Raw genomic sequence first — 14913 nt, forward strand, 5'->3', positions numbered from 1 at the left:
GATACTCTATGATTGTGCAATATGCGCATGAATGGAAGCCAATACTTCCGTAATCGCGATTCGTTCTGCCGGTGCCGAGCTGCGGCGTTCCTTCCACTCGACCATACCTTCCGCGATCCCTTTCCCGATGACGACACGCAGAGGGGTCCCGATTAAATCACTGTCCTTCAGCTTCACGCCAAGCCGCTCTTCTCGGTCATCTAGCAGTACATCAATACCAGCTGCGATCAACTCCGCATACAGTCGTTCAGCCGCCTCCATCTGTGCGGCGTCTTGATACGCGACTGGGATTAGATGCACCGTGTATGGCGCGATTGACGCTGGCCAGATCATGCCGCCTTCGTCGTGATTTTGCTCGATGATCGCGGAGAGCAAGCGGCTTACTCCAATCCCGTAGCAGCCCATAATCATTGGATTCGCATCTCCTGCAGCATTCACGAATTGAGCGCCGAGCTTCTCGCTGTATTTGGTCCCCAGCTTGAAGACATGCCCGATCTCGATTCCTCTGATAATCGATAACTTGCCTTCTGAACAGCTCGGGCAAGCATCGCCTTCCTGAACATTGCGGAAATCACCGACCTTCGCGAGTGCAAAATCACGACCAGGCACGACATGACGGCTATGGTAATCCGTCACGTTAGCGCCAGCAACCGCCTTCGGCATGATGCTGACTTCGTTATCAACGAGGAGCTGCACCGATAGGCCGACCGGGCCTGCGAAGCCTGTTGCTGCACCAGTTATTCGTTTGACCGTTTCTGTATCTGCAAGCTCGAGCGTAATGGCATCAAGCGCATTCTTCACTTTCTTCTCATTGATGCTATGATCGCCGCGTACGAGGACTGCAACCGGCTTACCATCAGCTACATAGAGGAGCGTCTTAATCAGCTCCGTGCTGCTTACACCAAGTCCTGCGACCAATTCTTCTATGGTGCGCATGCCTGGTGTATGGAAATTCTCTAGATCAGCCGTTTCCCGCTGGATTCCGGACAAGTGAGGTCCATCCGATGCAAAATCCACCGTCTCCCGGCTGATCGCCTTCTCCATATTCGCGGCGTACGTACAGCAGCTGCAAGTGACGACGTCATCCTCGCCAGATTCGGCAATCGCCATGAATTCATGTGTGCCGCCTTCGCCGCCAATAGAGCCGGCATCGGCTTCTACCGCGCGGAATTGCAGCCCGCACCGTTCAAATATCCGGTGGTACGCGTCGTACATCGCGCGATACGTCTTATCTAGCCCTGCCCATTCCGTATCGAAGGAATAAGCATCCTTCATCACGAATTCTCTGCAGCGCAGCAAGCCGAATCGCGGGCGGCGTTCATCACGGAACTTCGTCTGCACCTGATAGAGCGTGACCGGCAGCTTGCGGTACGTCGAGATTTCGCCGGCTACGAGCTGCGTGATTACTTCCTCATGCGTAGGGCCAAGTGCGAACTCGCGCCCGTTGCGATCCTGCAGCCGAACGAGCTCCGGTCCGTACACCTCGTAGCGTCCGGATTGCTGCCACAGATCAGCCGGCTGCAGTGCAGGCAGTAGCACCTCTTGCGCGCCGGTGCGATCGATCTCTTCACGTACGATTGCTTCAATGTTGCGAAGAACTCGGCGACCGAGCGGCAGGAACGAATAGACGCCTGCTGTCAGCTGGCGGATGTAACCGGCTTTCACGAGCAGCTGATGGCTAATCGCTTCGGCATCTGCTGGTATTTCTCTCAATGTTGGGATGAAAGCTTGTTTTTGTCTCATCGGATACGGGTCCCCCTCCAAATAAATAAGCGCGCACCCATCCCTGGTTAAGGGACGAGTGCGCGCTCTCGTGGTACCACCCAAAATTCAGCCCATAATAGGCTCTTTTGCTACTGATAACGGGAATGACCCGGCTGCAAATACGAAAGCATGTTCCTTGCAGCGACTACAAGGCTGGGCGACTTTAGCAGCTGCGGGAAGCTTCTCAGCCTAGAGCTCCCTCTCTGAGCGCAGTCAATCGTCTAAAGTGCGTATCCTTGATCAATGTCGTTCAATTTGTTGTCAAATAAATTACAACAAGTTGCGGAAGATGTCAACGGGCATATTACGGTGTTATGCCTCAACCTATCAATCACTAATTTACGTAATTTAAGTTATGTTAACTAAATTAAATGGATTAACAATTTCCAGATCATTACAAAGGATGATGCCGATCAGAACAACTGAAAATTGGATCTCATGCGTTTTTCTTTAAAGTCTTTTACTCCGACAACATTTTTTCTTTCATTAAATTATAGGTTTAACCTCTTCGCCGGAACACCATAATAATACGAGTTATTTTTTTGGACAGGTGGAATATTGTATGCTTCCAGACGTACATAGGATTTTGAAAGAGAGTATAAAATCCGACGACTTTCTACAAACAACTTTAGCTACAAATGGCAAATGCGTTTATTTTTCTTACTATAAAACATTGATCAGCCAAGAACAATTCCACCATGATGTGCTCTCTTTTATTCAAGTCTCAAATGAAGAAATCAACGACTTGCACGACTTAAAAGCTTTAATTCCTATAGACGGGATTAAAGCCTCTTCAAACCTGCAGGACATTTTACGCAGTTTGGCTCGCGGATCCATTTTTCTACAGCTGGATTCAAATCTTGACGAAGGACTTATCGTAGACATCGCGGATTTAAAACGGGGGCATCGCGATAATAACGATACCGAGAATGAATACAGCGTCATCGGTCCTAAGGTTGGATTTGTCGAAAATATAGATACTAACTTGTCTTTGCTTCGGAGAGGGATTATATCCGAGAAGCTCATCTTCGAAGAACTCATCATCGGTTCTCTTTCAAGCACGAGAATCGTAATCGCTTATTTGGACGGAATCACGAATCCTCTGTATGTAAATACGGCAAGACAGAGGCTCAAGGATCTGGATTATGACGTACTGTTTGAGACGTCTCTTCTTGAACAGCTTATTACCGACAATTCGAATACTCCCTTCCCATTATTTCTGTCCAGCGAACGTCTGGACAGAATCATGTATTCGTTGATAAACGGGGAACTTGCAATTCTATGCGACGGATCTCCGATAGTCATAACTGCCCCCTCCTGCTTATTTAGCTATATCATTTCTCCTGAAGATTATTATTTGCCATGGATTATGGGTTCGTTCTTTCGTCTCATTCGCTATTTGGGAATCATGTTTTCCATCCTGGCTACCTCTCTTTATGTTGCGATTCTAACCTTCCATTACACCGTCATTCCCAGGGATCTATTAGGTCCGATTATCGAATCGCGAACAAACGTTCCTTTCCCTCCGCTGCTGGAAGTGCTGTTCCTGGAAACAACCATCGAGCTGCTTCGCGAAGCCGGATCCAGATTGCCTACGAAGGTCAGTCAAACTCTGGGCATCGTTGGAGGCATTATACTTGGGCAAGCTGCGGTTCAAGCAGGTTTAACCAGCAATATATTGCTCATCATCGTGTCTTTGTCTGCCTTGGCTTCCTTTACCACGCCGATTTTTAAAATCTCAAATACAATACGATTCTTACGTTTTCCGTTGATTATCTTAGCAGCCCTATGTGGCGGTTTAGGCATTATGATCGGGTTAATGTTTATTTTAGGCCATTTGTTACGCCTGAAATCGTTGGGTATGCCTTATATTGTGCCTATGTACCCTTTTCGCCCTAACAGTTTCAAGGACAGTGTTATTCGCTCTTCCTTCCCGTTTCTTTCTAATCGCTTTCCTGCTACGCGTCCAAACTCGAGCAGAAGATTTTTCGCTAAAAAAAGAAATGATATCGGAGACGACTTCACTAATGAATAACTTTGCGTTGAGAGGAGGGTGAAACATGAAATGTCATATCAGGCTTCTCTTCTGTTGTTGCCTTTACCTGTTATTATCAAGCTGCACGCGAGAACAAATCGTAGACCGGATTAATATCATCCAAAGCCTAGGGTTAGACATCGAAGGAGATACGATTAAGCTGAGCGCTTCTTATCCGTCCTATATTGAAGCCACCAAAGATCAAACCTCATCTCCAATCGTAGCGGAGTCGAAAATCATGTATGGGACGATTACAGCCCTTAAAACCAAGACTTCCCAATCGAATGAATTGGGACAATTGCGTACCATGGTCATTAGCGAAACATTCGCAAGAGAAGCGATCTCCGATTTTGCCGATATCATCAATCAAGAGTTCATCAAGAGCAGTAATGCAACTCTTGTAATAACAAAGCAGCAAGCAAGCTCGATCATAGCCGAAGCTTCAAAAAAACCGTCTTTTTTCTTGTCAGAGCTTATCGAACAAAACATGAAGAATGGAAACATGCCTAAGATGAACTATCATTCCTTCCTAAATCAATATTACGGAGAAGGTCAGGACGTTTATTTACCCGTGATCAAACAAGACCACGGTATATTACGTATGGATGGCCTCGGCGTCTTTAAAGGAAGCGAACTGAAGCTTTGGTTAACCAACGAAGAAGGACTATTTGTAAAGCTGCTTAATGACAAAATGCTCACTGGCGAATATAATTTCGAGACTCGTCCAAAAGAGATGTATTCCTTTGTCATCCTGCACGGAAAAAGCAAGATAGACACTTCGCAAAATGGTAAGGCTGCGATATCCCTTCAATTATCCGTAACGCTAAGAGAACATCCGAAAACGTATAACATTCGGAATCAAGACGATTTGCAAAAGGTAAAGAAGCAAATCGAATCCCGATTATCATCGGAAGTGAAAACAATGCTGCTTCGGTTACAAAAGAACAACGCTGACCCGATCGGCTTCGGAGAGCAATACAGGTGGCAGCATAGAGCTTATAACGAGCTGGGTTTTTACGATGACATCTATCCGAAGCTCTATTTCGATGTGAAAACGAAAATCGTTATTTTACATGTAGGGGTTGGGCAGCAGTGATGAATCGGGTAAAGGAAAACTATACGATTTCCGGATACTTTGTATTTTTCTTAATCGGCGCCTCGCAGGCTGCCGCTAACATTTTTAATTTTCAAAGTCTTGTTGTCACACATGCCGGACAAGACGCATGGTTATCGATAATATTAATTGGCTTGAGCTTGCATCTCATCATCTGGATGATGTATAAGGTGCTCGGCAATCCCGCAAAAGACGTCATTGACTTGCATCAATTGATTTTCGGTAAAATACTAGGCAATGTCATTTCGCTGTTATTAATCGGATATTACTTCATCCTGGCACTATTTTACTTCAGAGCTTACATTGAAGTCATTCAAGTATGGGTATTTCCAACCTTTCGAACATGGGCGATGGCCGGGCTCTTCATTAGCTTAATCTATTATGTCGTGTCCGGTGGATTCAGAGTTGTTGCGGGGTACAGCTTTTTCTATTTGGCTGTGGTCCCTATGCTTATGCTGCTGTACTTCCCGATTCGACAAGGTAGTATTCACCAATTAATGCCATTAATCAATCATTCTATGGTTGATTTGCTGAAGGGCTCTACATCTTCCGGTTTCATTTTCTTCGGATTTGAAGCGCTGCTGATTTATTTTCCATTTTTAAAAAAGGCAGAAGAAAACGCAAAATGGGCTCATTTCGCCTTGTTGTTCACGACGTTCAAATATACGTTAATCGTCGCTGTGACCCTCATGTATTTTAGACAGGGACTACTTAGACAGACGCAATGGCCAACTTTGGCGATGTCGAAAATCATCGAGCTGTCCTTCTTTGCAAGGTTCGAATATCTATATATTTTCATATGGCTTTTGATCATCATTCCGACGGTTTGCATACCGATTTGGTGCTGTACAAGAATTTTGAAAAGAGTTGCTTCGTTTAATCCTCGACTATCTTTGCCAGTAATACTGGCAGCTTTTTTCATCGCATCGCTTATGTTTAATGAACGATCGAAGATCGATGCGTTCGGAAAATTCATAAATGAGATCGGATTTTATTTCATCTTTGCCTATATCCCGTTATTATTTGTTATGGCCAGCCTAGCATTTAAATTGCGTAATTACACAAAAAAGAATCTTTAGTACGAACCTTCTTAGCAACTTAATCTTTAACACTCAAACTCACAAATACCCAAATACTAAACGGTCAATTTCGATTCGACAAGGTACAAAGACACGTCTAATTAATATCTCCACCGATATTCGCATGAACCGCGCTGTCCGAGCGGGCTTCGACCGGCTCAACTTCACTTTGTGACCAGGGTGTGGTGCACTAATGAAACAAGGAACTGTCCCTTGGATGGGATAGCTCCTTGTTTGTATACGCTCCTCATGGAGTCTCTAGTTGTTTACATAACTAAGTTTATGTAACCTAACGAGCAACTGCTCTCTCCATTACATAATCATCCATCACGTAACCATTTCCAATATCTGCAACTAGCTCCCGCACAATCTGGAAGCTTTTCTTCTCATACACCGCAATACTTGATTCATTATGTCGATTGACCGTCAGCCAAATATGGCTAAGATTCCGGTCCTGGCACAGCTGCACGAGGAACGACATCGCTTGGCTTGCATAGCCGCGTCCTCGATGCTCTTTGGCCATATAGAACTTACTCAGGAATAGCTTCTCTTCTTCCTGTTTCACCGACATATATCCGACCACTGAAGCGTCATGCAGTATCAGATAATACTCATAGCCCTGGTGATTGATCTGATCCGTCATGGCCTCACTGGATTGGAACTTGCCGATCATATAGTCGATCTGCTCCATCGTTATGATGGAAACGTAATATTCGCGCCAAATATCTGCCGCCAACCCAGCAAGTTCCGTGATTTGATCCTCTGTCTCCACGCGTGGGAAAGAGATACTCATTCTACATCCGCCTTTCATTGCAATCCACCTGCAACGGCTTAGTTCTCTGCAAAAGCAATCCCTCTTGTCTCGAAAGCGGCCACAATGATTCTCACCGCTTTGGGTCCGATGCCATGCAGCTTCCTGAAATCCGATTCTTTCATCGTTGCGATGTCAGCCAGACTATTCAGACCGGCATTACTGATCGCACGTAGCGCCGGCTGCGAAAGGCCTGGCGGGATGTCACTTTGTGCATTATTCGCATGATTCGTAGCATTAGCATCCTGTTTCATGTGTCAGTTCCCTCTCTAACTCAAATAATTAATGCTGTGAATTATCGCTGCTCATTATCAATTAACCTCGTTAATTACCTATCCAGATCCCTTGCCTGCTGCATCGGCCAGCTCCAGGATTGCCAGCTGTTATGCTTGAGAGCACCCTTCTTGATGCTGTCGATAACAGAAGATAAGGCTTCCAGATTGCCATCACTTTGATGTTCCTTCTGCAGCACTACAAGTGCTGGAAGCGCATCTGAGGATAATGTAGCTAAGTAATCAATATCTATTTGGCCGGTGGCTGTGTATCGTTCGCTATTGCTCTGCGCCACGATGGCATCAATATTGATATAGTTCATAATAACATACGCGGCAACGGCAAGACCGATATATGCTTTGGCGAGCGAGAAATGCTCCCTCCATATCCGGATGAGCGCCACAAGCAGAATGCAGCCAAGAAACAGCATGAATCCGTGCACGAGAAGCCGGGTTTGCGTGAATCCGTACGCCTGTTCGTAGAGCGAGAGTCTGCTGAAGGCGGATACGAGCATGATGATTGTACAACCGACTAGCATGCTGAGCGACAGCTTACGGACCATTTCGGCCGTTTGCCCTTCTCGTTTCACAAGGTGAAGCCCCGCGAGCAACAAGCCGAGATTGATGAGCGAGACAGCGACCAGCTGTGCGAAGCCCTGTCTGGCATAATCGGCATAGGCCGCCCCTTCGGGTAGTAAGCCCGATGCAGCTCCGAACAGATAAGAGAACTGAATGATGGCGAACACCACATAGACGAAATTAAAGCTCATGAGCAGTGTTGTCGCTGTAATCGAATCGAGTCTTTTGCCAGATCGAACGGATGGCGTCTGTATCTGAACCTCCGTCCTGAGGAACAGCAGCGTCCATAAGTAGCAGAAAGCGTACAGCCCGATCGCAATTGCGAAGATTAGTCTCACGATTCCGTTCCCGATGGAGACATCGCCAAACAAGCTCGGTATCCTGTTCAGTAAACTTTGGAAGATTGTATCAGCAGACGCAAGCAGCAGGATGACAACAAGCAGCAGCGGTGCAGCGAGCAGCAGCCCGAGCATGACACGTCTGAACTTGCTCGCAGCAGGACTGTTCCCTCCTTGAGTGACGAATTCAGGCAAGAATCGTGCAGCTAACAGTCCGAACGGAACTGACATATACGTAATCGGTTTAAACAAAGCCACGTATAAGACATCATGGTAAAAGGCCGTTCTATACCATGGTTTCGTGCTGCTTCTGGTGAGCAGCACGGTCTGGGCAGCTGCAAGTGCCGGAAGAATGAGGATGTTAAGCTTTTGAAACATCGAATTCGCGAAGAGCACATAGGAAAGTGACAATAGCGCGATTGGCAGGCAGAGCAGCCAGCCGGATTTCGACTGGCCACGCCACTTATCGAACCCGCCGATCCTCCCTTTCACGGCATAGAAGAATAATCCGTAGAACAGAGCCGTAAACAGAGCTACATTGAGGCCAAATGAATGCCCGACTAATAAATATTGACTAATTAAGCCAAACAACAAGGACAGCAGAGCGATTCGCTCGTATCTTCGCTGCCATGGTGCCGGATCTCTCATGCTCTCACTCCTAAAGGTTCGCTGCGCTCGCAGCAAATTGTAATTTACTCCCTTTTATTGTAGCCTATAAAATAAGAACAAAAAGTGTAAGATTTTCATAAGAAATTTCGTATTTTAGGCACTTGCTTGGTTAGGAGGAAAAAAATGAAGATTCGGCAGCATTATCTAGCGCTCCGAAATTACTATTCTCAATATAAAGAGCAGGAGCCGCTTGAGATTACAACGCTTGAGCTTGCTGAGGCGCTGGATTGCACGCACCGCAATATGGTCCTACTGCTCAAGCGGATGCAGCAGGAACAGTGGCTGAGCTGGGAATCAAGGCGCGGGCGCGGCAATCGCTCGGTGCTCCAATTTCTCGCGCGCAAGGAAGATATCGCGCTGCAAGAAGCGCAGGAAATCGTCGAGAAGCAGGATTTGCAATCTGCGATCTCTTACTTGCAGACGATGGATGAAGGTACGCATGGCCTGCGGCAGCAATTTCAGGAGTGGCTGTCAGGACGGTTCGGCTTTCATTCTGAGCTGCAAGGTGAGCGACGCTTGGATATTTTGCGGTTCCCGCTGCCCCAGACGATTCACTCGCTTGATCCGGCTAGCATCCATTATTCCGGTGAGAGCCATCTGGCGAATCAGCTTTATGACGGGCTTGTCCGGATGAGCGCTGCCGGGGATGCCATTCAGCCGCATCTGGCACATGCATGGGAAGTGGACGAGAGCCGCACGGTATGGACCTTCTATCTCCGCAAAGGCGTCTTGTTTCACCATGGTGCAGAGATGCTCGCAGGCGATGTGAAATACGCGCTGGAACGGCTGCAGGCTCTCGCTCCTAAAGGCTTATTCAACTGGGTCTACATGAAGATTATTCGCATCGAAACCCCGGATGAGCGAACGGTGCGCATGACGTTGTCCGAGCCGAATGAGCTCTTTCTCGCCTTCCTGACGACGAATCGCGCCTCCATTGTTCCGGCGCCAACTCGCATTGAAGACGATGCCAAGCAGTCATACAGCAGTATCGGAATGAATCCGATAGGCACGGGCCCGTTCCGGCTTATTGAGCAAGTAAACGGTGTATTCGTGCTCGAAGCATTCCCCTCTTACTTCCAAGGTCGCGGCTTCCTCGACCGGGTTGAAGTGTGGACGGAGCCTGAGGGCAAGCCGCTGGACGAAGCCGCGGAACTGGGGGCCTCGTTCCAAGTGATGCACAATGTCCGGCTGTCGAAGTCTGCCGCAAGCCGGTGGCAGCAGGTTAGGCAATCCGGCATGACCTGTAAATTCATTACCGTCAACGAGCTGCGCGACGGGCCGCTCTCGAACGCTGCTGTTCGCGAAGCGCTTGATCTCGCGCTAGATCGTTCAGAGCTCATCACTCGCCTCTCAGGCGATGTCATTGAGCGAGCGGACAGCTTCTGGCCGCTAGCCGATGAGAAGAAGAATGAAGAGCCGGCGAGCAGTGACGCTATTGCGATCACCATCGCAGATACAGCGATCATACGAGAGCGAGTAAGCAGCTCTGGCTACCAAGGTGAGCCCATTGTTCTCGCTACCATTCCGCAGTATGAGACCGATGCTCTCATGGTGCAGCAAGTCTGCGAGGACGCTGGTATCACCATTGCGATTAAGCTCATCGCAGCGGAGCAGTTCAAAGGCGAAGAACGCTTAAGCGCCGATCTGCTTCTGTTCGCCATCATGCTCGATGAGCATCGTGAGCTGCGGCTCATTGATCTGTATACAAGCATGCAGCATCACAGGAAGCCGCAGATGCAGCTGCTGCTGCAGAAGCAGATCGCGGACATCTTGACCGAGCGCTCGCCTTCAAGCCGAGCAGCTGCCTTCCTGGAGCTTGAGAAACAGCTATTGGAGTCGCATAGCCTGCTCTTTCTTTACCGGAAGCATCTGAAGACCGCGTTCCATCCGTCGATCCGCGGCATTTCGCTTGAATCGCTCGGCTGGGTAAGATTCCGCGATCTATGGTTTACGCGCTAAACAAAGAAGCAAGAAGCGTTAACCTCCTCTCAGGCGAGAGTGAGGCCAAGCTTCTTGCTTTTTTTTTCATTATTTAAGCACTATCCACGCTGAAGCACGTACCGCTCACCCGCTGCAGTATCAAACGCGATACGGTTTGCGTCAACAGCTCGTGTCAACAATTCTCCAGCTGTACCTGTTACCTTCAGCCGTGCTGACACAACAGTTGCAACAGAATCGTCCGCATTCCATGCAATTACGCATGGTTCACCGCTAAGCGAGACAATTTCCACTTCGCTCCATGCCCCATCCTGCCACTGCAGATTAACTTCGAATCCGCCGCGTGCGCGCAGCCCCCGCACGGAGCCGGTACTCCATGCGCTCGGAAGCGCAGGAAGCAGCTGCAAGGCTCCTTGATGCGATTGCAGCAGCATCTCCGCAATACCCGCCGTCGCTGCGAAATTGCCGTCGATCTGGAACGGCGGATGCGCATCGAATAGATTCGGATAAACGCCGCCGCCATGATAGCGAAGCGGGTCGTTCTCACGAACGACAGTAAGCAAATTCGAGATCAACCGCAGTGCGCGGTCTCCATCGCCGAAGCGCGCCCATAGCGAGATTTTCCAGCCTAAGCTCCACCCTGTCCCATTATCGCCGCGGCGCTCAAGCGACCGCTTCGCAGCTTCGAACAGCTCCGGCTCACCTTGCTGCGTCAGCTGCCGTCCTGGGTAAACGCCGAACAGATGGGACACATGACGATGATGGACGTCCTCATCCTCGAAGTCGCCGCTCGTCCACTCCTGCAGCTGCCCATGCCGCCCGATCTGAAGCGGCATCATGCGCTCTTTCGCTTCAGCCAGCTGCGCGCTGAATTCGGCTTCGATGCCTAGAACTGCCGCTGCTTCCTGACAGTTCGTGAACAAGTCCCAGATGATCTCCAGATCCATCGCTGTGCCTGCACTAACGGCAGCCAGCCCGTCTGCTGTCTGGAACTTATGCTCAGGAGAAGTCGAAGGGCTTGTAACGAGCCGTCCCTCGCCATTATCGATCAGCCAATCGAGGAAGAACAGGGCCGCACCCTTCATAATCGGGTAGGCTTGGTCGCGCAAATAATCAACATCTTGTCCATATGCGTAATGCTCCCATAGATGCTGGGCGAGCCAAGCGCCGCCCAGCGGCCAGCTCACCCAGATCGGGTCGCCATGCCCGAAGTCTCCTACCGGGTCGGCGCCTGCCCATAGGTCCGAATTGTGATGCGCTGTCCAGCCGCGCGCGCCATAATTGACTGAAGCTGTCCGCGCACCGTTCTCGGCTAGATGGCTGACAAAGGAGAGCAGCGGCTCATGGCATTCCGCAAGATTACAGCTTTCTGCAGGCCAATAGTTCATCTGCGTATTAATATTGATCGTATAATTGCTGCTCCATGGCGCCCGCGTTTCCTTATTCCAGATACCCTGCAAATTCGAAGGCTGCGTTCCTTCCCGCGAGCTTGCGATCATTAAGTATCGTCCATACTGGAAGAGCAATTCCACTAAAGCAGGATCTTGCGCTCCATACGCTTCAATTTGCTCATCTGTCGCCATACCGGACGGTGCGGCTGCTGGACCAAGCTTCAGCTCCACGCGATCGTAAAGCGCCTGATAATCGGCAACATGCCGTGCTCGAAGCTCCTCATAAGTCATCGCAGCTGCCGCATCTAAAGCAGCAGCAACAATAGGTCCAGGCCGGCGACCGCCACTGCCTGGCACAAGATTGAACCGTTCAAAGCTCGTCGCCGCGCTCCAATACAGCGTGACCGTCGTTGCTCCTAGGACATGAAGTCCGTTCGCATCAATCGACCACTGACCGCCACCGTTGCCAAGACTGACGCTTAGTCCGCCTTCCCAAGCGACCGCCCGAGACGAAGCGGGATCTTCCGCATAGACAATCGGATGATCGACGGGATAATAGCTTGGCGCAACATGCTCCGGCGCTACGCCTGCTATCACATAACGGTCGCCGTCCCGCTTCGTTTCGTATCGCAGCAGGCTGTCTAGCCGCGCATGGAAGTGCAAGCGACCAGGCTCGCTTACCTCTAATCGCATCACGATGACGCCATCCGGATTCGATGCGAATATTTCGCGCGTATATTGGACTGATCCGATTGAATAACGAACGCGCGAAATGCCTTCCTCGAGCTCTAACGAACGCTCATATGAGGTCCAGCAATGTCCATGCTCGAACGCAAGGCGCAATGACCCCAGCGGCAAATACGACTGCGTATAAGGACCCATCATTTCTTTGGTTAGCTGATCTGCCTCTTCATAACGTCCTTCGGCAATCAACCTACGCACCTCAGGAAGCACCTCAAGCGCACGCGGATTCGTCCCGTCCTTCGGATACCCGGACCATAACGTGTCTTCATTCAACTGCAATTCTTCCTGCTCGACACCGCCATAGATCATCGCGCCGAGACGGCCGTTTCCGACTGGAAGCGCTTCCGTCCAGACGTTCGCTGGCCTGCCATATTGTAGCTTCAAGTCACTCATCCCCTCTCCATATAATGACAATGTAGCTTTTTGCTCAATGGACCGTCAAGATAATCAACAAAAAAAGCTCCGAAAAACCCAGCCATTCGGGCCAGGTTATCGGAGCTGCTGCTGCTTGCTTCAAATTTAGAATGCCTTCGTCGTCCAAGATTCGCAGTTCCACACCTCAGTGACAACTTCACGATAGAATTCCGGTTCATGGGAAATCATCAGGATGCTGCCTTTGTACGCCTTAAGCGCGCGCTTCAGCTCATCTTTCGCATCAACGTCCAAGTGGTTCGTCGGCTCATCGAGCACAAGCAGATTCGTCTCGCGGTTGATCAGCTTGCAGAGGCGCACTTTCGCCTTCTCGCCACCGCTCAGAACCGCGATTTTGCTCTCGATATGTTTGGTCGTCAGACCGCACTTCGCGAGTGCCGCACGAACTTCGAACTGATTGAAGGATGGGAACTCGTTCCAAATCTCGTCAATACATGTATTGTAATTCGCATCCTTCGCTTCCTGCTCGAAGTAACCGATGTGCAGCGTCTCGCCTAGTTGTACCGTACCCGAGAGCGCCTTGATCTCGCCGAGGATACTGCGAAGCAAAGTCGTCTTACCGATACCGTTGGCACCGACAAGGGCAATCTTCTGTCCGCGCTCCATACGCAGGTTGAGCTGATTGGATAGCGGCGAATCGTAGCCGATTACAAGATCATTCGTCTCGAAGATCAAGCGGCCGGAAGTCCGCGCATCCTTGAAGTTGAACTGCGGCTTCGGCTTTTCTTTGGCGAGCTCGATAACATCCATCTTATCAAGCTTCTTCTGGCGGGACATTGCCATATTACGCGTCGCTACGCTCGCTTTGTTGCGGGCAACGAAGTCTTTCAGATCGGCGATTTCCTGCTGCTGGCGCTTGAACGCGGACTCCAGCTGCTGCTTCTTCATATCATGTACGTTCATGAAGTGGTCGTAATCGCCTACGTATCGGTTCAACTCTTGATTCTCCATATGGTAGATCAAGTTAATTACGCTGTTAAGGAAAGGAATATCGTGAGAGATCAGAATGAACGCATTCTCATACTCGTTCAGATAACGCTTCAACCACTCGATATGCTGCTCATCGAGATAGTTCGTAGGCTCATCGAGAAGAAGAATATCCGGTTTCTCAAGAAGAAGCTTCGCAAGCAATACTTTCGTCCGCTGACCGCCTGAGAGGTCATGCACGTCACGGTCAAGTCCGATATCAGTGAGGCCGAGACCGCGCGCCGTCTCTTCGATCTTCGCATCGATCATATAGAAATCCTGGTTCGTCAGCGTATCTTGAATGGTACCGACATCCTCAAGCATCTGCTCAAGCTCTTCCGGCGTTACTTCGCCCATGCGGCCGTACATGTCGTTCATCTCTTGTTCCATGTCGAACAAATATTGGAAAGCGCCTTTGAGCACATCGCGGATCGTCATTCCTTTGTTCAGAACCGCGTGCTGATCGAGGTAGCCGACACGCATCCGTTTGGACCATTCGACCTTGCCGTCATCCGGCTGAAGCTTGCCTGTGATAATGTTCATGAAAGTGGACTTTCCTTCGCCGTTTGCTCCGATCAGTCCGATATGCTCACCCTTCAACAGACGGAACGAGACGTCATTGAAGATCGCCCGATCGCCGAAGCCGTGGCTGAGTCGTTCTACGTTTAATATGCTCATAATTGCACCTTTTCTGCTTAGACTTTTTAGAAATTCACCCTTTTTCTCGTACTATTATAGCGTCATGTGCTTGGCAACTCAATAATGAGAATCGCGATCTATG

Annotated in this window: 10 protein-coding genes; 4 read left to right on the forward strand and 6 right to left on the reverse strand. The window is 49.5% G+C overall.

What is annotated here, in order from left to right; all coding sequences use genetic code 11:
• Positions 1–6: 6 nt before the first annotated feature.
• Positions 7–1743, reverse strand: a complete 1737-nt coding sequence (locus AC0YNX_RS06680) for a proline--tRNA ligase (RefSeq protein ID WP_475814842.1) — start codon at positions 1741–1743, stop codon at positions 7–9.
• Between the two features lie 511 nt (positions 1744–2254).
• Here AC0YNX_RS06680 and AC0YNX_RS06685 point away from each other — a divergent pair.
• The 3 genes from AC0YNX_RS06685 to AC0YNX_RS06695 are packed head-to-tail and all read left to right on the forward strand — an operon-like array spanning position 2255 to position 5992.
• Positions 2255–3799, forward strand: a complete 1545-nt coding sequence (locus AC0YNX_RS06685) for a spore germination protein (RefSeq protein WP_475815198.1) — start codon at positions 2255–2257, stop codon at positions 3797–3799.
• 25 nt (positions 3800–3824) lie between these two features.
• A complete protein-coding gene (locus AC0YNX_RS06690) occupies positions 3825–4895 on the forward strand; it encodes a Ger(x)C family spore germination protein (protein ID WP_475814843.1) in 1071 nt (356 codons plus the stop codon).
• Positions 4895–5992: a GerAB/ArcD/ProY family transporter gene (locus tag AC0YNX_RS06695; protein ID WP_475815199.1), complete on the forward strand. Its 1098-nt coding sequence runs from the start codon at positions 4895–4897 to the stop codon at positions 5990–5992. The genes AC0YNX_RS06690 and AC0YNX_RS06695 overlap by 1 nt, the downstream gene beginning before the upstream one ends.
• A gap of 289 nt (positions 5993–6281) precedes the next feature.
• Here AC0YNX_RS06695 and AC0YNX_RS06700 read toward each other — a convergent pair whose 3' ends face one another.
• The 3 genes from AC0YNX_RS06700 to AC0YNX_RS06710 form a co-directional block, all read right to left on the reverse strand.
• Positions 6282–6785, reverse strand: coding sequence for a GNAT family N-acetyltransferase (locus tag AC0YNX_RS06700; RefSeq protein WP_475814844.1), 504 nt, complete (start codon positions 6783–6785; stop codon positions 6282–6284).
• A 38-nt stretch (positions 6786–6823) separates the two neighbouring features.
• Positions 6824–7057, reverse strand: a complete 234-nt coding sequence (locus AC0YNX_RS06705) for a helix-hairpin-helix domain-containing protein (RefSeq protein WP_475814845.1) — start codon at positions 7055–7057, stop codon at positions 6824–6826.
• A gap of 74 nt (positions 7058–7131) precedes the next feature.
• A complete protein-coding gene (locus AC0YNX_RS06710; protein WP_475814846.1) occupies positions 7132–8640 on the reverse strand; it encodes a DUF4153 domain-containing protein in 1509 nt (502 codons plus the stop codon).
• Between the two features lie 144 nt (positions 8641–8784).
• Between AC0YNX_RS06710 and AC0YNX_RS06715 the strand changes: the two genes are divergently transcribed.
• Entirely contained in the window at positions 8785–10620 is a 1836-nt protein-coding gene (locus AC0YNX_RS06715) for an ABC transporter substrate-binding protein (protein ID WP_475814847.1), read from the forward strand.
• An 80-nt stretch (positions 10621–10700) separates the two neighbouring features.
• Here AC0YNX_RS06715 and AC0YNX_RS06720 read toward each other — a convergent pair whose 3' ends face one another.
• Positions 10701–13118 carry a glycoside hydrolase family 95 protein gene (locus AC0YNX_RS06720; RefSeq protein ID WP_475814848.1) on the reverse strand — a complete coding sequence of 806 codons (2418 nt, stop codon included), beginning with the start codon at positions 13116–13118 and terminating at the stop codon, positions 10701–10703.
• Between the two features lie 135 nt (positions 13119–13253).
• Positions 13254–14810 (reverse strand): ABC-F family ATP-binding cassette domain-containing protein, encoded by a 1557-nt coding sequence (locus tag AC0YNX_RS06725; RefSeq protein WP_475814849.1) that lies wholly within the window; start codon positions 14808–14810, stop codon positions 13254–13256.
• Between the last annotated feature and the right edge of the window lie 103 nt (positions 14811–14913).

Source organism: Paenibacillus sp. J31R98, assembly GCF_056269245.1.

Bases quoted from the DNA above. Each gene is read 5' to 3' on its own strand.
- AC0YNX_RS06695 (WP_475815199.1), top strand. From the start codon at position 4,895: ATGAATCGGGTAAAGGAAAACTATACGATTTCCGGATACTTTGTATTT.
- AC0YNX_RS06705 (WP_475814845.1), bottom strand. From the start codon at position 7,057: ATGAAACAGGATGCTAATGCTACGAATCATGCGAATAATGCACAAAGT.
- AC0YNX_RS06725 (WP_475814849.1), bottom strand. From the start codon at position 14,810: ATGAGCATATTAAACGTAGAACGACTCAGCCACGGCTTCGGCGATCGG.
- AC0YNX_RS06700 (WP_475814844.1), bottom strand. From the start codon at position 6,785: ATGAGTATCTCTTTCCCACGCGTGGAGACAGAGGATCAAATCACGGAA.
- AC0YNX_RS06710 (WP_475814846.1), bottom strand. From the start codon at position 8,640: ATGAGAGATCCGGCACCATGGCAGCGAAGATACGAGCGAATCGCTCTG.
- AC0YNX_RS06690 (WP_475814843.1), top strand. From the start codon at position 3,825: ATGAAATGTCATATCAGGCTTCTCTTCTGTTGTTGCCTTTACCTGTTA.
- AC0YNX_RS06715 (WP_475814847.1), top strand. From the start codon at position 8,785: ATGAAGATTCGGCAGCATTATCTAGCGCTCCGAAATTACTATTCTCAA.
- AC0YNX_RS06680 (WP_475814842.1), bottom strand. From the start codon at position 1,743: ATGAGACAAAAACAAGCTTTCATCCCAACATTGAGAGAAATACCAGCA.